The sequence below is a fragment of the Kitasatospora sp. SolWspMP-SS2h genome (genome assembly GCF_003259315.1).
Classification (GTDB): Bacteria; Actinomycetota; Actinomycetes; order Streptomycetales; family Streptomycetaceae; genus Kitasatospora; species Kitasatospora fiedleri.
In genome coordinates this window covers 171,668-191,408 of the sequence record NZ_QLLT01000018.1, presented here as the reverse complement: position 1 = coordinate 191,408, position 19,741 = coordinate 171,668, and the positions used below count along the sequence as shown (strand labels likewise).

The 19,741-nt window shown below is 76.0% G+C and carries 17 protein-coding genes and 1 tRNA gene; 8 read left to right on the top strand and 10 right to left on the bottom strand.

The genetic code is table 11. The features are described 5' to 3' along the window. Positions 1 to 21: 21 nt before the first annotated feature. The 5 genes from K353_RS23085 to K353_RS23065 all read left to right on the top strand — a co-directional run bounded on the left by K353_RS23085 (position 22) and on the right by K353_RS23065 (position 4,088). A tRNA-Gly gene (locus K353_RS23085) sits at positions 22 to 94 on the top strand. 214 nt (positions 95 to 308) lie between these two features. Continuing rightward, positions 309 to 1,304: an ABC transporter ATP-binding protein gene (locus K353_RS23080; RefSeq protein WP_111555443.1), complete on the top strand. Its 996-nt coding sequence runs from the start codon at positions 309 to 311 to the stop codon at positions 1,302 to 1,304. Beyond that, positions 1,301 to 2,146, top strand: a complete 846-nt coding sequence (locus K353_RS23075; protein WP_111555442.1) for an ABC transporter permease — start codon at positions 1,301 to 1,303, stop codon at positions 2,144 to 2,146. The genes K353_RS23080 and K353_RS23075 overlap by 4 nt, the downstream gene beginning before the upstream one ends. Positions 2,147 to 2,232: 86 nt before the next feature. Next, positions 2,233 to 3,477, top strand: coding sequence for a sensor histidine kinase (locus K353_RS23070; RefSeq protein ID WP_233533770.1), 1,245 nt, complete (start codon positions 2,233 to 2,235; stop codon positions 3,475 to 3,477). Further along, on the top strand, positions 3,474 to 4,088 hold the full coding sequence (locus K353_RS23065) for a response regulator transcription factor (RefSeq protein WP_111555441.1): 615 nt from the start codon (positions 3,474 to 3,476) through the stop codon (positions 4,086 to 4,088). Before K353_RS23070 ends, K353_RS23065 begins: the two co-directional genes overlap by 4 nt. A gap of 40 nt (positions 4,089 to 4,128) precedes the next feature. Here the strand turns inward: K353_RS23065 and K353_RS23060 are convergent, their stop codons facing one another. From K353_RS23060 to purD, 4 genes are all read right to left on the bottom strand, one after another. Continuing rightward, a complete protein-coding gene (locus K353_RS23060) occupies positions 4,129 to 5,028 on the bottom strand; it encodes a phosphoribosylaminoimidazolesuccinocarboxamide synthase (RefSeq protein WP_111555440.1) in 900 nt (299 codons plus the stop codon). A 57-nt stretch (positions 5,029 to 5,085) separates the two neighbouring features. Then, the gene (locus K353_RS23055; RefSeq protein WP_111555439.1) at positions 5,086 to 6,627 is read right to left on the bottom strand and encodes a N,N-dimethylformamidase beta subunit family domain-containing protein; all 1,542 of its coding nucleotides are present in this window, start codon (positions 6,625 to 6,627) and stop codon (positions 5,086 to 5,088) included. Between the two features lie 163 nt (positions 6,628 to 6,790). Then, positions 6,791 to 8,290, bottom strand: a complete 1,500-nt coding sequence (locus K353_RS23050; protein WP_111555438.1) for a hypothetical protein — start codon at positions 8,288 to 8,290, stop codon at positions 6,791 to 6,793. A gap of 487 nt (positions 8,291 to 8,777) precedes the next feature. Next, positions 8,778 to 10,022 carry a phosphoribosylamine--glycine ligase gene (gene purD / locus K353_RS23045; protein ID WP_111555437.1) on the bottom strand — a complete coding sequence of 415 codons (1,245 nt, stop codon included), beginning with the start codon at positions 10,020 to 10,022 and terminating at the stop codon, positions 8,778 to 8,780. Between the two features lie 506 nt (positions 10,023 to 10,528). On the opposite strand from purD, the gene K353_RS23040 reads away from it, so the two are divergent. After that, positions 10,529 to 11,314: an SLATT domain-containing protein gene (locus K353_RS23040; protein WP_370447638.1), complete on the top strand. Its 786-nt coding sequence runs from the start codon at positions 10,529 to 10,531 to the stop codon at positions 11,312 to 11,314. Between the two features lie 62 nt (positions 11,315 to 11,376). On the opposite strand, the gene K353_RS23035 is transcribed toward K353_RS23040, so the two are convergent. The 3 genes from K353_RS23035 to K353_RS23025 form a co-directional block, all read right to left on the bottom strand. Beyond that, the gene (locus K353_RS23035; protein WP_111555435.1) at positions 11,377 to 12,024 is read right to left on the bottom strand and encodes a hypothetical protein; all 648 of its coding nucleotides are present in this window, start codon (positions 12,022 to 12,024) and stop codon (positions 11,377 to 11,379) included. A 44-nt stretch (positions 12,025 to 12,068) separates the two neighbouring features. Further along, complete coding sequence (locus K353_RS23030) at positions 12,069 to 12,965, bottom strand: GntR family transcriptional regulator (RefSeq protein ID WP_111555434.1); 897 nt, start codon at positions 12,963 to 12,965, stop codon at positions 12,069 to 12,071. A gap of 172 nt (positions 12,966 to 13,137) precedes the next feature. Next, a complete protein-coding gene (locus K353_RS23025; protein ID WP_111555433.1) occupies positions 13,138 to 13,935 on the bottom strand; it encodes a carbon-nitrogen family hydrolase in 798 nt (265 codons plus the stop codon). 159 nt (positions 13,936 to 14,094) lie between these two features. Between K353_RS23025 and K353_RS23020 the strand changes: the two genes are divergently transcribed. Beyond that, complete coding sequence (locus K353_RS23020) at positions 14,095 to 14,922, top strand: maleylpyruvate isomerase family mycothiol-dependent enzyme (protein ID WP_111555432.1); 828 nt, start codon at positions 14,095 to 14,097, stop codon at positions 14,920 to 14,922. A 10-nt stretch (positions 14,923 to 14,932) separates the two neighbouring features. On the opposite strand, the gene K353_RS23015 is transcribed toward K353_RS23020, so the two are convergent. Next, positions 14,933 to 16,327, bottom strand: a complete 1,395-nt coding sequence (locus tag K353_RS23015) for a nitrate/nitrite transporter (protein WP_111555431.1) — start codon at positions 16,325 to 16,327, stop codon at positions 14,933 to 14,935. A 65-nt stretch (positions 16,328 to 16,392) separates the two neighbouring features. Continuing rightward, positions 16,393 to 17,613, bottom strand: coding sequence for a M64 family metallopeptidase (locus tag K353_RS23010; protein WP_111555430.1), 1,221 nt, complete (start codon positions 17,611 to 17,613; stop codon positions 16,393 to 16,395). 266 nt (positions 17,614 to 17,879) lie between these two features. Between K353_RS23010 and K353_RS23005 the strand changes: the two genes are divergently transcribed. Then, positions 17,880 to 18,143, top strand: coding sequence for a helix-turn-helix domain-containing protein (locus K353_RS23005; RefSeq protein WP_111555429.1), 264 nt, complete (start codon positions 17,880 to 17,882; stop codon positions 18,141 to 18,143). 60 nt (positions 18,144 to 18,203) lie between these two features. Here the strand turns inward: K353_RS23005 and K353_RS23000 are convergent, their stop codons facing one another. After that, the gene (locus tag K353_RS23000; protein WP_111555428.1) at positions 18,204 to 19,727 is read right to left on the bottom strand and encodes a dihydrolipoamide acetyltransferase family protein; all 1,524 of its coding nucleotides are present in this window, start codon (positions 19,725 to 19,727) and stop codon (positions 18,204 to 18,206) included. Between the last annotated feature and the right edge of the window lie 14 nt (positions 19,728 to 19,741).

Genomic DNA, 19,741 nt, shown 5'->3' with positions numbered 1-19,741 from the left:
TGCGGTACAACTCCATATCCTGCGGACGTGGCTCAGTTGGTAGAGCATCACCTTGCCAAGGTGAGGGTCGCGAGTTCGAATCTCGTCGTCCGCTCCGGTTCCGAAGGCTCCCCTCCACCGAGGGGGGCCTTCGGCGTTCCCGGCCCCGCACCCGCCCGTGCCCCCGCACCCGCCTATGCCCCGCCCTCGCCCTCGCTCTCGCTCTCGCGGGCACCCTGACATTTGTCACCGCCGACCCGTGCGGACGCACCGGCGCGCGGTGACGGCCCGCACTACTGCCCGGCCCCGGCCGCCGGGAGGCTGGAGCCATGACCGACACCAGCCGTCCCCGCCCCGCCGTCGAGGCCCGCGGGCTGCACCGCCGCTACGGACCGTCCGGCCCGGCCGGGTTCGAGGCCGTCCGCGGCCTGGACCTCGACGTCGCCCCCGGCGAGCTGTTCGCCCTGCTGGGCACCAACGGCGCGGGCAAGACCTCCACCCTGGAGGTGCTGGAGGGCCTGGCCGCGCCCAGTGGCGGTGAGGTCCGGGTGCTCGGCCTGGACCCGCTGCGCGAGCGGGCCGCGCTGCGCCCGCGGATCGGCGTCATGCTCCAGGAGGGCGGCTTCCCCGGCGAACTGACCGTCGCCGAGACCGGCCGCTGCTGGGCCGGGCTGACCACCGGCGCCCGCGCCGTCGACGAGGCGCTCGACCTGGTCGGCCTGCTGCCCCGGCGCGCGGTGCGGGTCAAGCAGCTGTCCGGCGGCGAGCGCCGCCGGCTGGACCTGGCGACGGCCCTGCTCGGCCGCCCCGAGGTGCTGTTCCTGGACGAGCCGTCCACCGGCCTGGACCCGGAGGCCCGGGCCGCGGTGTGGCGGCTGATCCGTCGACTGCGGGCGGACGGCACCACGGTGGTGCTCACCACGCACTACCTGGAGGAGGCCGAGGAGCTCGCCGACCGGCTGGCGATCATGCACCACGGCCGGGTGGTCACCGGCGGCACGGTCGCCGAGGTGCTGGCCGCCCACCCGGCCCGGATCAGCTTCGAACTCCCCGAGCGCACCGGCCCGCACGCCTCGCTCGACCTGCCGGTCCTGCCCGGCGCGCGGCCGGAACTCGACGGCCGCCGGGTGCTGCTGCGCACCCCCGACCTCCAGGGCACCCTGACCGAGCTGCTCGGCTGGGCCGCCCGCCACCGGGTCGAGCTGGCCCGGCTGGACGCCCGCAGCGCCTCGCTGGAGGAGGCGTTCCTCGCCGTCGCCGCGTCCGGCGACCCCGCCCCCGCCGCCGCCCCCGCCCGCCCCGAGACCGCCGGACGTGCCGCATGACCACCGCCGCCCCCGCTCCCGCCGGGCGCACCGGCCCCGCCGCCGCCCGCCGCTCCCCCGCCGCCCGGCTGCTCGCCCTCGGCCGGGCCGAGGTCACCCTGCTGAGCCGCAACCGCACCGCCCTGTTCATGGCCCTGGTGCTGCCGCTGGTCCTGGTCGGCTCGCTCCGCTCGGCGCTGCGGGCCGCCGCCGAGCGGACCGGCGGGCTGGACGTGAACGCCAACCTGGTGACCAGCTCGATGGGCGTCGTCCTGCTGATCGTCGTCTACTGCAACCTGACCACCGCGTACACCGCCCGCCGCACCGACCTGGTGCTGAAGCGGCTGCGCACCGGCGAGGCCGCCGACGCCGAGATCCTGCTCGGCACCGCGCTCCCGTCGATCGGGCTGGCCCTGCTCCAGTGCCTGCTGCTGGCCGTCGGCGGCACCGCCGCGCTGCACCTGCGCGCCCCCGCGAACCCGCCGCTGGTGCTGCTCGGACTGGTCCTGTCCGCGGCCCTGCTGACCGCCCTGGCGGCGCTGTCCAGCGCGGTGACCAGGAGCGTGGAGACGGCCGGCCTCACCACCCTGCCGCTGCTGCTGGTGGCGCAGCTCGGCTCCGGCCTGCTGATCCCGCTGGAGTCGCTGCCGGACGGGCTGGCGGGCGCCTGCCGCCTGCTGCCGACCACCCCGGCCCTGCGACTGGTCCGGATCGGCTGGTTCGGCACCGACGGCACCGGCCCGTCCGAGGGCTTCCTCGGCAGCTGGGGCCCGGCCGCGCCGCCGCTGCTGCTCGCCCTGGTCTGGACGTCCGCCGCGCTCTGGGCAGCCGGGCGCTGGTTCCGCTGGGAGCCGCGGCGCTAGTGTCGCGTCGGGCGGCGCGGCGGGGCGAGGGTCGCCTGCCGCGGCGCCGGATTCTCCGGAGCCGTCGAGAGACGAGGAACCGAGCCGTGCGGGTCAGCCGACCACGACCGGTCCGCCGCTGGCGGGCCCTGTCCAAGCCGCAGCGCACCGAGCTGTACATGCGCTGGTCGCTGTACGCGGTGGCGGTGCTGCAGGTGTTCGCGGTGTACGGCCTGCTGGGCAGCGCGTACGGGCAGCGGCGGGCCTCGGCCTTCGAGCTGCGGGTCGAGGTGCCGGGCACGCTGCTGGCGGCGGCGCTGAACGTGGTGCTGGTGCGCACCGGCCTGCCCGCCTACCTGGGCCGCCGCCCGCACCCGTACGGCTGGGCGGCGGTGTCGGGCGCGGTGTCGGCGGCGCTGTCGGCGGCGGCCCTGCTGCTCGGGCCGCGCCCGCTGGACGGGGCGGAGACGTCCACGCCGGTGGCGGTCGTGACGATGACCTTCTGGATCGCCACCGCGGTCCTGGCCCTGCCGGTGCTCCGGGCGGTGGCGGCGGCGGTGGCGGGCCTGGCGGCGGTGGCGGCGGCGCTGCTGGCGGCGGGCGAGCCCGCCGGGTTCGTGCTGGGGGTGCTGCTCGGCTGCCTGGTCGGCTCGGCGACGGCCGGGGCCGCCGCCCGCGGCTCGGCGTGGACCGCGAAGGTGGTCTGGGAGCTGGACGGGGCCCGGGAGACCCAGGCCCGGCTGGCGGTGGCCGAGGAGCGGCTGCGCTTCTCCCGGGACCTGCACGACGTGCTGGGCCGCAACCTGGCCACCATCGCGCTGAAGAGCGAGCTGGCGGTGCAGCTGGCCCGCCGTCAGCGCCCGGAGGCGGTGGACCAGATGACCGAGGTGCAGCGGATCGCGCGGGACTCGCAGCGCGAGGTCCGCGAGGTGGTGCGCGGCTACCGCACCGTCGAGCTGCACACCGAACTGGCCGGCGCCGCCTCGGTGCTGCGAGCGGCGAACGTCGACTGCCGCACCGAGCTGTCCGGCGCGGACGGCCTGCCCGCCGGGGCGCAGTCGGTGCTGGGCTGGGTGGTGCGGGAGGCGGCGACCAACGTGCTGCGGCACTCGGAGGCCGCGAACTGCCGCTTCCGGCTGCGGGTCTCCGGCGGGACGGCGCTGCTGGAGGTGGAGAACGACGGCGTGCCGGCCGTCCCGCCGCCGCGCGCGGAGGGCGCGGGCAGCGGGCTGCGCGGCCTGGGCGAGCGGCTGGCCGCGCACGGCGGCACCCTGACCGCGGCCGGCAGCGGCCCGGGGCGGTTCCGACTGACCGCCGAACTACCGACCACAGCGGGGGGATCCACGTCATGACCGGTCCGGTGCGGGTGCTGCTCGCGGACGACGAGCACCTGATCCGCGGCGCGCTGGCCGCGCTGCTCGCCCTGGAGGACGACCTGGCGGTGGTCGCGGAGGCGGCGTCCGGCCCGGAGGCGCTGGCGATGGCCGTCGCGCACCGCCCGGACGTGGCGGTGCTGGACCTCCAGATGCCGGGCCTGGACGGCCTGGAGGTGGCGGCCGAGCTGCGCCGCCGGCTGCCGGAGTGCCGGGTGATGATCGTGACCGGGCACGGCCGCCCCGGGTACCTGAAGCGGGCCCTGGAGGTCGGGGTGCGCGGCTTCCTGCCCAAGACCGTCTCGGCCTCCGACCTGGCCGGCATCATCCGCACCGTCCGGGCGGGCGGCCGCTACGTGGACCCGGAGCTGGCCGCGGAGGCGATCAGCGCGGGCGACTCCCCGCTGACCCCGCGCGAGACGGACGTGCTGGAGCTGGCCGCGGACGGCTCCCCGGTCGCCGAGATCGCCGGGCGGGCCGGGCTCTCGCCCGGCACGGTGCGCAACTACCTCTCCTCGGCCGCGGGCAAGCTCGGCGCGGAGAACCGGCACGCGGCGGTCCGGATCGCCCGCGAGCACGGCTGGCTGTAGGGACCCCGGGAGGGGGCCCGCAGCCGGCCGCGACGGCGGGTCACTTCCAGTCGAGGCCGGTGAGCTTCTCGTACGCGTCGAGGTAGCGCTGCCGGGTGTGCGCGACGACCTCGTCGGGCAGCCGGGGCGGCGGGTTCTCGCTCCGGCGGTCCCAGCCGGAGGCGGGGGAGGTCAGCCAGTCGCGGATGATCTGCTTGTCGAAGGACGGCTGGTCCTGGCCGGGCTGCCACGCGTCGGCGGGCCAGAAGCGCGAGGAGTCGGGGGTGAGCACCTCGTCGCCGATCACCAACTCGCCGTCCAGCAGGCCGAATTCGAACTTGGTGTCGGCGAGGATCAGGCCGCGCTCGCGGGCGATGTCGCGGGCCCGGGAGTACACCGCGAGGGTGGTCTGGCGCAGGGTGGCGGCGAGTTCGGCGCCGATCCGGCGGGCGGTCTCCTCGTAGGAGACGTTCTCGTCGTGCTCGCCGACCTCGGCCTTGAGGGCGGGGGTGTAGATCGGGCCGGGCAGCTCGGAGCCGTTCTCCAGGCCCGCGGGCAGGCCGATGCCGCACACCGTCTGGTCGGTCCGGTACTCCTCCAGCCCGGAGCCGGCCAGGTAGCCGCGGGCGACGCACTCCACCGGCACCATGTCGAGGCTGCGGCAGACCAGGGTGCGCCCGGCCCAGTCGGCGGGGGCGCCCTCGGGCGGCTCGGTGGAGACGACGTGGTGGGGGACGATGTCGGCGATCCGCTCGAACCACCACAGCGAGAGCTGGGTGAGGACGCGGCCCTTGTCGGGGATCTCGTTGGGCAGCACCCAGTCGTACGCGGAGGTCCGGTCGCTGGCCACCATCACCAGGTTGCCGCTGCCGTCCCGGTACAGGTCGCGCACCTTGCCGGTGTGCAGGTGGACCAGGCCGGGCACCTGGACCGGCTCGGGCTTGGTGACGAATCCGCTCACGCTCAGTCAGTCCTCACAGCTGGGGGGCTCTGCGGCGAGTCTTTCACGCCGGTGCGCTCAGGAGTCGGTTCGCCCCTCCTTGCAGAGGTGGTCCAGCAGGTTGGCGGTGGCCCGCTGGATCCGCTCGTCGGTGTGGCCGGGCCGGTCCAGCGCGGGCGACCAGGCGAACGTCCCGGCGGCGAACACGTACGCGCCGCTGGGCGCCCGGTACAGCGAGGTCTCCTGGTGGGTGGCCCGCCCGGCGGCGTCCCGGTACGGGGAGTGGGCGAGCAGGACGCGTTCGGTGTGGGCGGGCAGCGGGACCTTCGGGTAGTAGCGGTCGGCCTCCCCGGCGACCAGGTCGGGCAGTTCGTCGCCGTCCGCCAGCCCGGTGCCCTGCCACAGCCAGTGACCGGTGTTGCGGGCCACCAGCGGCACCGGCGCGGGCACGCTGCCCGCGTACTGGATGCCCAGCAGGTGCTGCTCGGGCTCCCCGGCGTCCCGCCACAGCGCGGACGCCGCGCCCGGCACCCCGGCGGCGGGGTGGTCGGCGGCGACCCGCTGGCGCTTGCGGCAGTTCAGCAGCCGGGACGGTTCGCCGTTCGGCCCGGCCGACAGCTCGACCCGCCAGTACACGGCGTTCGCGGACAGGAAGACCAGCGAGGTGCCGCCGTCCCGGGCCCGCTCGGCGGCCCGCCGCATCGGCTCCGACCAGTACTCGTCGTGCCCGGGGAAGACCAGCGCCTTGTAGCGGGAGGCGTCCACCAGTCCGGCGTGCAGGTCGGTGGCGGTGGCGTAGCCCAGGTCGTAACCGTAGCGCTCGGCCCAGCGGATGAAGTCGTAGGCGTGCCCGACGTGCAGCGGCAGCCCGGCCCCGGCGTGCGGCCGGTCGAAGGAGACCGTGACGGCCGCCTCGGCCTCCCCCACCAGGTGCCCGGCGCCGTCCCAGGCGTGGTAGAGGCTGGCCCCCAGGTGCCCGTCCTCGGGGAACAGGTTGTACGCCTGCCAGGTCACGTCGGGCAGCACCAGCAGCAGGTCGGCCGGGGCGAAGTCCCGTACGGTGAACGGGATGTGGCTGCGGTGGCCGCCGTCGGCGGTGGTCAGCACGGCGACGTACGCGCCGGAGCGCCAGTCGGCCGGGACCTGCAGCCGCCAGGACTGCCACCAGTGGTGGCAGGAGACGGTGCGGTCGGCGACCATCGGCGCGGGCTGGGCCAGGCCGGAGATCAGCGGGCTGGAGTACACCTGGCGGGCGCCGTCCCCCGCGTCGTGGCCGATCCGGTAGACGTCGACCTGGAACTCCTGCGGCGGGTTGACCGTCACCCGGAAGTCCACCGCGCCGCCGGGGCGCGCGGTGCCCGCCGAGGCGAAGCCCTTGATCTGCCGGCGCACGTCGTCCGCGTTGCGCGGGCCGCTGACCGCCGGGCGGGGCCGGGCCGGGCCGTCCACCGGCCGCTGCCCGGGGGCGTCCACGCTCACGTACCAGGGGACCACGCCCTCGCCGTCGGCCAGGTAGTGGTCGGGGCTGCGCAGCCAGGGCAGCGGGCCCTGCCCGAACGGGTCGGACACCCCGTGCGCCAGCGTGCCGGACTCCCACCGGCGGTTGGATTCCGTCCCCACACGCCCTCCCCACCCCTTCGCCCATCCACCGAGGGTTTGGCAATTGCCATGCGGATGTGCGTGCGGACCAGCACAACACAGTTGGACGGCGAAGCGTCACCCCACCGTAGCAATTGGTACGGATGAAACCGGGTTTCCCGGGACACTCCCGAACCGTCCCGGTTCAGCCCGAAAGTCGGACCGGTCGTTCCAGTCGGACACCGGCCCGCTCCAGCCAGGCGCGCAGCGGACCGTCCTGCCCGTCCTCGACCGCGCGGGCCACCGCGGGGGCCAGCTCCGCCCGGGGTGCGGCCGGGCAGACCAGGACCGGCCCGTCCAGCCAGTCCAGGCCGGGGGTGGCGGTGCCCGCGTCCACCGCGGCGCAGCAGACGGTGGCGGTCAGGTGCTCGACCAGCAGGTCCCGGCCGCTGCGCACGGGGGGCAGCGGGGGCGCGACCCGGGCGGCGCGCGCCACCTGGCCGGCCAGCGCGGCGGCCAGTTCCTCGGCCTCGCCGGCGGCCAGCCGGGCCAGCAGCTTGTCCAGCGCCGGGCCGGTCTGCGGGCGGTCCTCGCCGAGCGCGGCCTGGAGCGCGGCGGCCTGGGCGCGCCAGCCCCGGTCGACGACCTGCCGCGGGTAGTCCTCCCAGTCGAGCGGCTGCCAGCCGTCGGCCGGCTCCTCGTGCAGCAGTTCGGCGGCCAGCCGGGAGACCCGGGCGTCGACCGGGCCGGGCTCCTCCAGCAGGTCGCAGGCGGGGCGGTCGCCGAGCCGGTTGCCGTAGTCGTCGGCCAGCCGGTCCCGGCGGGAGAGCTCGGTGAGCGCGGAGACCACGCCGGCGTTCAGGTGCGCGGGGTGCAGGCCGAGCCGCCAGGCGGGCAGCGCGACCCGGGTGAGCAGCCGGTCCCAGCCCGCGTAGGCCAGGCCGACCTGGGCCTGGGCGGCGATCCGCGGCCCGTAGTCGACGGCCCGGGCCCGCTCGGAGGCCCAGGCGGCCGCGGCGTGCTCCAGTTCGGCGGAGTGCTCGCGGCAGGCGCCGAGCAGCCGGCGGTCGATCGGGCCGGTCAGGGCGGCGGGGCCGCGGCGGCGCTCGCCCAGCGCGGCGTCCAGGGTGCGCAGCCAGCGGCGGGCGGCGGCGATGTCGGGGTCGGCCGCCGCGGCGGTGCCGGCCACCACGGGGGCCAGCAGGGCGCGCAGTTCGGCGGCCCGCATCCACCACAGGAAGGGGGAGCCGATCACCAGCACCGGTGCGGCGGGGCCGGTGCCGCGGCCGGGCCGGCCGGCCGGGTGCGGCTCCTCCAGCCAGCTGTCGCAGTCGGGGGTGAGCGCGATCGCGGCGGGCGCCGGGACGTCCAGCCGCTCGGCGAGCTCCTCGATCAGCCGGTACAGCTCGGGGGCGTCCGCCCGGGCCAGCGGCACCGCGGGGGTGACCGGTGGGACGGCCCGGCGGTGCGCCGCGGCGACCAGCGCGGCCAGCGCCAGGGTCAGCGCGGCGACCGCGCAGACCGCCCAGCGGATGCCGTCCCAGAGCGGGGCGTCCGGCGACCCGGGGGCGCCTATCCGTCCGGTGAACCGCCCGGCCAACAGCACCACCGCGCAGGCGGCGGGCAGCGCGGCGGCGGCCAAGGCCCGTCCGCGCAGACGCAGGACGGCCTGGGCTCGTGCGCGTGCGGTGTCCACTGCAGCCATCGCCGCGGCACCCCCTTCGCAGCCGACTCGACTCGATCGATTCCGGTACGGGAAGCGGCGGATGCCGAACCCGGTGGTGCGACTCGCGTGGCGCTCTCCTGCCAGTCTCGACGCCCCGGTGCCGGCGGGTGTTCCGGAAGTCCGGCGATTCCACCCGTCCTGGTGACACCGTGTCGGGACGCGCCACCGCCCCCAGCATCCCCCCGGCGCGTCGGCGCGACGAGCCGCGTCCGCGCCGGTGCCCCCGCCCCGGCGCGATGCAGCGCACCCTAAGGCCCGCGCTCGCGCCCCGTCAGCAGGATGCCCGCGCCATCACCCGAAGGGCTGGTTTTCCGGACACGGCGCTGACCGCGACGACCTCGGGAAACGCCGCGGGGCGCTGCGTCCGGACGGGTCGGTCCGGGCGCAGCGCCCCGCGGGCGGGTGTCCGGCCGCCGGGCGGCTGCCGGGATGGCCGCCGGGCGGCGGCCGAACGGACACTGGGCGGCTACCGGGCGGCCTCGGCGGCGATGTCGGTGCGGTGCTGGGCGCCCTTGAAGGAGATCTCGGCGACGCCCGCGTACGCCTTGGCCCGGGCCTCGGCGAGGTCCGCGCCGACGGCGGTCACCGACAGCACCCGGCCGCCCGCGGTCAGCACCTCGCCGGCCGGGCCGGACCTGGTGCCGGCGTGCAGCACGAACGCGTCGCCGCCGGCCTCCGCCGCGGCCAGGCCCTCGATCGCGTCGCCGGTGCGCGGGCTGGCCGGGTAGCCCTCGGAGGCCATCACCACGGTGACCGCGGCCTCCTCGGACCAGCGCAGCGGCTCCAGCTCGCCGAGCGTGCCGTTGGCGGCGGCGAGCAGCACGCCGGCCAGCGGGGTGCGCAGCCGGGCCAGCACGACCTGGGTCTCCGGGTCGCCGAAGCGGGCGTTGAACTCGATCACCCGGGTGCCGCGCGAGGTCAGCGCCAGGCCCGCGTACAGCAGGCCGGAGAACGGGGTGCCGCGGTGGCGCAGCGCGTCCACGGTGGGCTGCAGGACGGTGTCCAGCACCTCCTGGACCAGGCCCTCGGGGGCCCACGGCAGCGGCGAGTAGGCGCCCATGCCGCCGGTGTTGGGGCCCCGGTCGCCGTCCAGCGCGCGCTTGAAGTCCTGCGCGGGGACCAGCGGGAGCACCGTGGTGCCGTCGGTGATCGCGAACAGCGACACCTCGGGGCCGTCCAGGTACTCCTCGATGACGACCCGGTCGCAGGCCGCGGCGTGCTCCAGCGCGGCGGCGCGGTCCTCGGTGACCACGACGCCCTTGCCGGCCGCCAGGCCGTCGTCCTTCACCACGTACGGGGCGCCGAAGGCGTCGAGCGCCGCGGCGGCCTCCTCCGGGGTGGTGCAGACGTAGGAGCGCGCGGTGGGGACGCCGGCCGCGGCCATCACGTCCTTGGCGAACGCCTTGGAGCCCTCCAGCCGGGCGGCCTCCCGGCCGGGGCCGAACACCGGGATGCCGGCCGCCCGCAGCGGCTCGGCGACGCCGGCCACCAGCGGTGCCTCCGGGCCGACGACCACCAGGTCGGCGCCCAGCTCCCGGGCGAGCGCGGTGACCGCGGCGCCGTCCAGCTGGTCGACCGGGTGCACCGCGGCGACCCGCGCGATCCCGGCGTTGCCCGGGGCGCAGTGCAGCTCGGAGACAGCCGGGTCTTGGGACAGTGAGCGGCACAGGGCGTGTTCGCGGGCGCCGGTTCCGATGACGAGGACCTTCACGCCTGCCAAGCCTAGTCGGTGGCCGGTTCCGTCCCGTCGGCGGCTCCGGCGGAAGCTCCAGGTGCCGGACCGGTCGACGCCCGGTGATTCGTGGGAACGCACGAGAGCCGCTCCGGGCAGCCGCTCCGGGTAGCCGGTCCGTCACACCGGCGACCCCGGCCCGCCTCGCTCGGACGGGTGAAATCCGGCCGCCCGCCGCAACCCTCCCACCTCGCCTTCCGGAGGTGAAATCACATAACGATCACTGCGGAAGCGCCCCCACGGTCAGCCATTTGGCGGTAAGAAGTGCTGTTGGACCAGGATCCGGCCGCACCGCCGGGCACGGCACCATGGGCGGTTCCCAGACCCGCGCGCGGCGCCACGGGTCCGCACCGCCACGCAACGAACCACCGGTTCCGCGCGCCGACGGCCCGAGCTCCGGGCCGTTCGGGTCCCGTCCCGCCCGTCCCGCCAGTCCCGGTGCCCGCCGGGCCTCCGTAGTCACCCCGCCACAGGGAGCGCCACAGGTGAGCCAGCCGGAAATGCAGCCCGAGGAGAGCCCCTGGGGCAAAGAGGTCGCCGACGACGACCAGTCCGTCCCGGGTTCCGGCGGACGGACCCCCACCCGCCGCCGGGCCGACCTGAGCGCGCGCCAGTTCCCGCTCGGCGACTGGGGCGAGCCCGCCGAGCGCCTGGAGGAGCTCTACCGCTGGTCGGAGGAGCGCGCCGTCGAGGCCATCGACTGGTACCGCCGGGACCGGGTCTGGAAGCGCCGCTGGGCCCGCCTGCTGCGCTTCTCCGCCACGGTGTTCGCGGTCGGCGGCGTCACCGCCCCGCTGGTCTCGCTGACCGGCGAGCTCCCGCACGCCGTGGAGTGGGGCTACACCGGCCTCGCCCTGGCCGCCGCCGCGCTACTGGCCGACCGCGCCTTCGGCCTCACCTCCGGCTGGATGCGCGACGTCTCCACCTCGCAGGCCCTGCAGCGCCGCCTGGAGGCCTTCCAGTTCGACTGGGCCTCCGAGTGCGTCCGGGAGGTCCTGGGCCCCACCGAGGGCACCGCGGGCGAGGCCGCCGAGCGCTGCCTGGGCGTGCTGCGCCGCTTCTGCGAGGACGTCTCCGACATGGTCCGCAGCGAGACCTCCGAGTGGATGCTGGAGTTCCGGGCCGGCATGAGCCGGCTCCCCACCCAGGCCCCCGGCGCCTGGGGCGGCCGCAGCGAGGGTGGCGCCAACGCCCAGGTTCGCGTCCTGCCGCCGCCGGGCACCCGGCCCACCATGCCGCGCCAGCGTCCCCCGGAGGGCCCGCTGCGCTGAGCCGGGCCCCGGGCCGCGTCCCGGGCCCCGTACCGTTCCGGAGCGCGGATGCGGACGCGGGCTCAGGCGAAGACGATCATCGAGCCCTGGGTGACGCTGCGGGTGGCCGCCGCGTAGAGGCCGGACCAGGCGTGCCGTTCGCGCGCGTAGGGGTGGAAGTCGTCGATCGGCGGCCCGAAGGGCTGCTCCAGCTGGGTGGGGCCGAGCGGGCGGGTGGGCACCGGGGGTTCGAGCGGGTCGATCCCCAACAGCGGTGCGACCGCCTGGAGTTCGCTCAGCAGTCCGTAGGAGGAGCCCAACGGCCCGCCCGCGGCGAGGAGTTCGTCGGCGACCAGCGGGGTCTGGAACTCCATCGGCAGGTAGGCGCCGGCGTGGTCGAAGTGCCACACCAGGTGCGACTGTTCGGCGGTGGCCTCGAACATCTCCAGCAGCTGCTCGTAGTCGCTGCCGAGCGCGTCCACCGGGGTCACCTCGAACCCGGTGAGCCCCAGCAGGTAGGCGCGGCGCAGGAAGTGGAGCGAGTCGTAGTCGAACGCGGCTATCGCCTCGACGTCCCCGGAGAAGCCCGGTACGTACGGGTGCACCGGGACCGGCGGCAGGCCGTGCTGGGCGAGCACGGCGTCGTAGCGGTCGAGGTCCTCGCGGAACGGGTTCTCGGGGCTGTGGGAGAGCACGTCCACGAGCGGGACGAGCCAGAGGTCGCAGGCCATGGGCCGGCTCATCCTCTCGGGTGGCGGGGCAACGGGCCCCAACCCTACCGGCCCGTGGCGGGCTCCCCGCTGCCCGGGCGGAACGGCCGGGCGAACCGGCCGGGCGGCACGAAGCGGGGCATCGGCACCCGGCCCAACCCGACGGCGGCGGAGGCCGGTTGGGGGGCGGTGCCGGGCGGCCGCTCGACCGTCGCGGCGGGGGCCGGGACCACCGGTTCGCGCAGCAGCCGGAGCACCGTGACGCCGTCGAGCGGCTGGTCGAGCCGCCGGGCCAGCAGTTCGACGGTGAACAGGTTGTAGTCGTTGACGATCCGGTGTGCCCCCTGCCGGTCCCGGGCCTCGATCCGGTCGACGAGTTCGCCGTGCCGGTCCCAGCAGACGCCGGCCAGCTCGCCGCCGGCCCGCAGGTGCGGGGCGGCGAACATCCAGGACTGGATCCGCAGCCAGCCCAGGTAGTCGGCGATCCGGTCGTTGCACAGCACCCCGGCGGCCTCCTGCCAGAACCGCAGGTCGCAGCCGACCAGGACGTCGAGCTGCCCGGCCCGGGCGGCCCGGGCGGCGGCGTCGGCCCGGCGGCGCAGCGAGGCCAGCCGGGACCAGTCGTAGCCGTGCGGCCGGCCGGACAGGTGGCGCAGCGCGTTGTCGGTGAGCAGGGTGCGGGCCTCGAATATCTCCAGGAAGTCGTGCCAGGTGAACTCGGGGACGGTGAAGCCGCGGTGCGGTTCGCTGACCAGCAGGCCCTGGGCGGCGAGGTCGACCAGGGCCTCCCGGGCCGGGGTCGCCGAGACGCCGTAGACCTCGGCGATCTCCTTGACGGTGAAGTTCCGCCCGGCCGGGAGCCGCCCGGCCATCATCTCGTCGCGCAGGGCGTCGGCGATCTGCTCGCGGAGGCTGTTGCGCCGGATCAGGGCGCGCCCGCGCCCGGCTTCCGCAGCGGTCATGGCCGACCCCTCTCCGTGCCGCGCGCCCTCATGCGGCCGGAATCCGGCACACAAAACGCGCACAGAGTACCCCGGAATGGTCAATCCGGACCAAGGGCACGGAGAAATCCGCCCCCCTCGACGGCGGACCGGCACCGGGTCGGCGTCAGCGCTGCACGCGGGCGGGTCGGCGTCAGCGCTGCACGGGGGCGGGGATGCCGAGCAGCCGGTCCCGGTGGACCGGGAAGTCGGCGCGGCACTCGGCGACCAGGGCGGGGTCGAAGTCGACGGTGAGCACCTGCTCGTCCGGCCCGGCCTCGGCCAGCACCCGGCCCCAGGGGTCGACCACGATGCTGCGGCCGGCCTGCTCGACCCCGCCGTGGGTGCCGGCGGTGTTGCAGGCGAGCACGAAGGACTGCTCCTCGACCGCCCGGGCGCGGGCCAGCAGGTTCCAGTGCTCGGCGCGCCGGGCCGGCCAGGCGGCGGGGACCACCAGCAGTTCGGCGCCGGCGTCCAGCAGGGCCCGGAACAGCTCGGGGAAGCGCAGGTCGTAGCAGGTGGCCAGGCCCAGCGCGGCGAAGCCGGTGTCGGCGGTGACGATCTCCTGCCCGGCGCCCATCACGACGGCCTCGCCGCGGTCGAAGCCGAAGCGGTGGATCTTGCGGTAGGTGCGGACGAGTTCGCCGTCGGGGGCGAACAGCAGCGAGGTGTTGTAGATCGGGCCGTCCGGGTCCCGTTCGACGATCGATCCGGCGTGCAGCCAGCAGCCGACGGCCTTCGCGGCGGCGGACATCGCCTCGGCGGTGGGCCCGTCCAGCGGTTCGGCGCCCGTCGGCCAGGCGTCGTACGCGAAGCCGCCGACCGGCCACAGCTCGGGCAGCACCACCAGGTCGGCGCCGTCCTGGGCGCGGACCAGCGCCGCCGCCCTGGCCCGCCGCTCGGCGGGCGGCTCGGCGTCCGACACGGCGAGTTGGATCAATGAAGCGCGCACAGTACCACCGTCCACGACAAGAGTCCTACGATCGTCACCCGAAAGCGCTGCCCTGCTCTCACCCGGCAGCGTAACGTGCCGTATGCGCGTCCGTGCGGAGGTCTCGGCAGCCCGGACGACGTGGGACGACGCAAGCCGACGGAGGGGCCGGAGATACCCGTGACGGACAAGCAGGCCGTGCAGGCGTACACCGACGCGTGGACGCAGTCGATCGAGTCCATATCGGAGCTGCTCGCCCCGTTGCCGACCGACGCCTGGAACCGGGCCACCGAGTGCCCCGGCTGGTCGGTGCGGGACGTCGTCTCGCACGTCATCGGCATCGAGTCCGAGCTGCTCGGCGACCCGCGCCCGATCCACGCGCTGCCGCGCGACCTGCGGCACGTCACCGACGAGTTCACCCGGTACATGGAGCTGCCGGTCGACAAGCGCCGCTGCTGGACGCCGGTGGAGATCACCAGCGAGCTGGAGTACACGGTGATCCGCCGCTCGCGGGCGCTGCGCAACGCCCGCCACGAGCCGAACGACCCGGTGCGCTGGCCGGCCGGCCCGCTGGCCCGGGACGTCCCGTACGCGACGCTGCTGCGGATGCGGGCCTTCGACGTGTGGGTGCACGAGCAGGACCTGCGCCGCGCGCTGCGGACCCCGGGCAACCTGGACTCCCCGGCCGCGGTGGTCACCAGGGACTGGCTGATCGAGTCGCTGCCCAAGCAGGTCGCCAAGGAGGCGGGCGCCCCGATCGGCACCACGGTGGCCTTCGACGTGGCGGGCGCGCTGCCCTTCCACCGCACCGTGCGGGTCGGCCCGGACGGCCGGGGCACCGTGGACGACTCGGTGGTGCTGGCCCCCGAGGTGCGGCTGTCGATGGACTGGCAGACCTTCGTCCGGCTGTGCTGCGGCCGGGTCCGTCCGGAGACCGCGATCGTGAACGTGATCGGCGACCGGGAGCTGGGCGACCGGGTGCTCGCCCACCTGGCGAGCACCCCCTGAGCCCGGGCCGCTACCGGACCAGCTTGCGGCGCAGCCGCAGGATCATCGTTGTCCCGAGCAGCAGCGGCAGCAGCTGGAAGCAGAACGCCAGCTGGTAGGCGTGCGCGCCGTAGCCGTCGCCGCCCGGGTCGGCGAGCGCGTCCAGCAGGACGCCGATGCCGAGCAGGGTGATCATCGAGCCGATGAAGCCGCCCATGTTGGCGATGCCGGAGGCGGTGCCCATCCGCTCGGCGGGGTTGTACGCGCGGGCGTAGTCCAGGCCGATCAGCGAGGCCGGGCCGTTGCTGCCCATGACCAGCATCAGCACCACCAGCAGCCAGGTCGGCGGGTGCCCGTGCGGCCAGGCCAGGGTGGCGGTCCAGCAGAGCGCGGTGGCGGCGAGCACGGTGAACGCGATCGGCAGCCGGGAGGCGGCGGTGCGGGAGACCATCCGGCCGAACAGCAGGCCGAAGAGCATCCCGCTGAGCACCAGCAGGCTGAGCATGCCGCCCGCCCCGGCCCGGGACATGCCCTGCCCCTCGACCAGGTAGGGCAGCCCCCAGAGCAGGCCAAACGCGGAGGCCGGGAACGCCGTGGTGAAGTGCACCCACATCCCGAGCCGGGTGCCGGGCTCGGACCAGGCGGCCCGGATCTGCTGCCCGACCGGCAGCCGCGGGCTCCCGTGCCGCACCGGCGCCGGCGCGCCCGGCGGGGCCTCCTTGAGCAGCACCAGCACGACGGCGAAGACCAGTACGCCGGTCAGCGCGATCGTGCCGAAGGTGGCGTTCCACCCGGCGGTGTGCAGCGCCTGGGCGAGCACCACGGTGGTGACCAGGTTGCCGCCGGTGCCGATCAGGCCGGTGAGCTGGACGACGAACGGGTTGCGGGCGGCCGGGAACCAGCGGGCGGCGACCCGCAGCACGCTGATGAAGGTCATCGCGTCGCCGCAGCCGAGCACCGCGCGGGAGGCCAGCGCGGGCGCGAACGCGGTGGAGAAGGCGAAGGCCAGCTGCCCGGCGCTCATCAGCGCCACGCCCAGCAGCAGCACCCGGCGCGGGCCGATCCGGTCGACCAGCAGGCCGACCGGGACCTGCATCCCGGCGTACACCAGGACCTGCAGGATGGAGAAGGTGGACAGGGCGGAGGCGCCGATGCCGAACCGGGCGGAGGCGTCCAGCCCGGCCACCCCGAGGCTGGTGCGGTGCACCACGGCGAGGACGTAGACGGCGACGCCGAGCGACCAGGCGAACCAGGCGGCGCGTCCGCCCGGCGGGTGGAAGACCTCGTCCACGGTCCGGGCGGTGGGAGAGCCGGAAGCGCCGGAAGCGCCGGGAGCGCCGGGGACGGCGGCAGCGGCGGCGTCGGCAGGTCGGCGGGGAGCGGGTGCGGACAGGGACGGTGCGGTGCGGGCGGGGTCCACGCTCATAGTGCTACCAGGCTAGTCATCCCATGACCTGATCTTTGGGCCGGGGTGGTCCGGGACGTCCGGTTTCAGCTGGTGAGCGTCCAGCTCTCGGTCCGGGTCATGTACCGCTCGCGGAACGCCTCGTCGCGCACCCAGTCGGTGGTGTCCCGCACGGTCGCGGTGACGGTGTGCCGGCCGCCCGGCTCCAGCGCCATTTCCCCGGTGTCCAGCCAGGTGCCGTCCGCGGTGCTCGGGTCGACCGGCTTGCCGTCCAGGGTCCAGCTGATCCGCAGCTGCCGCGGTCCGGTCAGCGCCAGCGGCCGCACGTGCAGCTTCGGGCGTCCGGAGACCGGGCCGGAGGCGGGTTCGGGCGCGTCGGCCGGCTTCACCCGGCGGTACAGCTGCTCGATGATCGCCTCCCGGGAGGGGAGGTTGTAGGTGCTGCCGAGGGTGCGCATCACCGAGTCGGCGGTCGGCCGGTACAGGCCGTTGGAGCTGCGGTAGGTGCCGATCACCCCGCCGCCGTCCGGCGACTCGGCGCCCAGCCAGTGCCACCACTTGGTCTTCTCCCGGAGCATCTCCTCGGCGTCCACCGTGGCCAGGTTCGGGTAGTCCGGGTCGTTCGGGGCGGAGTCGTACTCGTCGCCGAGGGTGCCGACGGTGTGGCCGATCTCGTGCTGGATGATCCGCCCGGCGTCCGGGCTGCCGCCGGACAGCGTGGTCACCCCGGTGCCGCCGGCCCCGCCGTACTCGGTCGAGTTGGCCAGCGCGATCAGGTACTGCGGCCCGTCGCCCTGCCCGGCCCAGCGGGCGGTGGCGTCCTCGTCCGCGCAGAGCAGGCGGGCGGTGCCCTCGCACCAGAAGTGCATCCCGAGCGGGGTGGCCGGGTCCTTCCCGGCGCTCTCGGTCTCCGCGATGCCCCCCACCGGGGAGACCACGTCCACCCGCCGTATGTTGAAGAACCCCTGGTAGGTGCGGAACGGCTCGATCTCCAGCAGCGCCCGCCAGGCCCGGTCCGCCTGCTCGTGGAAGAGCTGCTGCTGGGCGGAGGTGTAGCCGTCGCCGAGCAGCACCAGGGTGATCCGGTCGGCCGCGTCGCCGGTCAGCCGCAGGTCCACCGAGGGCGCGCCGGGGGCCCGCAGGTCGGGGCGGGCGGGCGGCGCCGGGCGGTCCGGGCCGGGCGGCGGGCCTATCGCGGTCGAGGGCGCGGGCGAGACCAGCTCCACCGCGGCGGGCAGCACGGCGGCGGCCACCAGCAGCAGGGCGGCGGCGGAACGCATCACGGGGCCGGGAGCGCCAGTCGGCATACGCGGAAGTCCTCGCTGCGACGGTCACCCGGCCTGGCTGCGCGGGTGGTTTGATCGCACACACGTACCCATCCGGGCCCCGGGCCCGGCCCGGGCGGCGCGAAACTCCCTCGGGCGGCCCAATGCGCGACCCGCCCGGCGGGGGCCACCGCTCCCCCCAAGTACCTTTCAGCGCGCCGCAGTTGGACAACCGACCGGCGGCCCGGCCGACCGGTGGACGGGCGGGATACCCTGCCGAACGGGGGAACGACAGGGGGAAGCACCGCATGGAGACCCGGCAGCGCACCGACCCGCGCGCGACGTTCGGACGCGCCCTGCGCGGACACCGGCGGGACGCCCTGCTCACCCAGGGCGAACTCGCCGCCAAGGCCGGACTCGGCGTCCGCACCCTGTCCGACCTGGAGCGCGGCACGTCCGGCCCGCGCCCCGCCACCGCCGCCCTGCTCTGCGCCGCCCTCGGCCTGGGCCACCCGGACGCCGAGCGCTTCCACGCCCTGGCCCGGGCCGGCTGGCGCGCCGCCCGGGGCTGACCGGAACGGCCGCGGGCCCCGCTCCGGCGTCCGGAACGGGGCCCGCGGGGGCGGGGCGGCTCAGCCCCAGGTGATCAGTCGCTTCGGGTGCTCCAGCACCGCGGCGACGTCCGCCAGCACCCTGGAGCCCAGCTCGCCGTCGACCAGCCGGTGGTCGAAGGAGAGCGCCAGCGTGGTGACCTGCCGGGGCACCACCTTGCCCTTGTGCACCCAGGGCAGCTCCCGGACCGCGCCGAAGGCCAGGATGGCGGCCTCGCCGGGGTTGAGGATCGGGGTGCCGGTGTCGACGCCGAACACGCCGACGTTGGTGATGGTGATGCTGCCGCCCGCCATGTCCGCCGGAGAGGTCTTGCCCTGCCGGGCGGTCTCCACCAACTCGCCGAGCGCGACCGCCAGTTGGGAGAGGGTGCGGGAGCCGGCGTCCTTGATGTTCGGGACGATCAGGCCGCGCGGGGTGGCCGCGGCGATGCCGAGGTTGACCGCGCCCCGGATGACGATCTCCTGGGCCGCCTCGTCCCAGCTGGCGTTGACCTCCGGGTACCGCTTGACGGCGGTCAGCAGCGCCTTGGCGACCAGCAGCAGCGGGCTGACCCGCACCCCGGCGCCGAGCTCGCCGCTCTCCTTGAGCCGGCGCACCAGCTTCATCGTCCGGGTCACGTCGACCTGGACGAACTCGGTGACGTGCGGCGCGGTGAACGCGGAGGCGACCATCGCCTGCGCGGTGGCCTTGCGCACGCCCTTGACCGGCACCCGGACGTCCCCGGACGCGTCCGGCACCGGCCGCACCGGCGCGGCGACGGCCGGCGCGGCGACAGCCGGCGCGGCGACGGCCGGCGCGGCCGACTGGACCGCCGGGGCCGCCTGGACGGGCGGGGCCGCCGGGGCCGCGACCGGCTCGACGACCGTCCCGGCGGCGGTGTTCGCCGCGGCGTGCACGTCCTCGCGGGTGATCACGCCGTTCGGACCGGTCGGCACCACGGCGCGCAGGTCGATCCCGAGGTCCTTGGCGAGCTTGCGCACCGGCGGCTTGGCCAGCGGGCGCTCCCCCTCGACGGCGGGCGCGGCGGGCACGGCGGGCGCGACGGCCACCGGCTCGGAAGCCGGGGCGGCGGGCGCGGCCGGGGCGGCGGGCGCGGCCGGGGCGGCGGGCGCCATCGGGGCGGTCGGCGCGGCCGTCCCGTTGCTGCGGCGGGTCCGGCGCTGCGCCGAGCCGGTGCGCGGCCCGTAGCCGACCAGCACCTCGCGGCGCTCCGGCTCCGGCTCGGCCTCCGCGGCGGTCGCGGGCGCGGGCACCACGGGCGCGGCGGGGGCGGCGGCGGGCGCGGCGCCCGCGACGGCCACCGCGATGATCGGGGTGCCGACGTCGACGGTGGCGCCCGCCGGGAAGTGCAGCGCCTCGACCACGCCGGTGAACGGGATCGGCAGTTCGACGGCGGCCTTGGCGGTCTCCACCTCGCAGACCACCTGCCCGTCGGTGACGGCGTCGCCCGGCTTCACGTACCAGGTGAGGATCTCGGCCTCGGTCAGGCCCTCGCCCACGTCGGGCATCTTGAACTCGCGGAGCGAGTGAACACCAGTGGTCATCTTCGCTCCCCGGC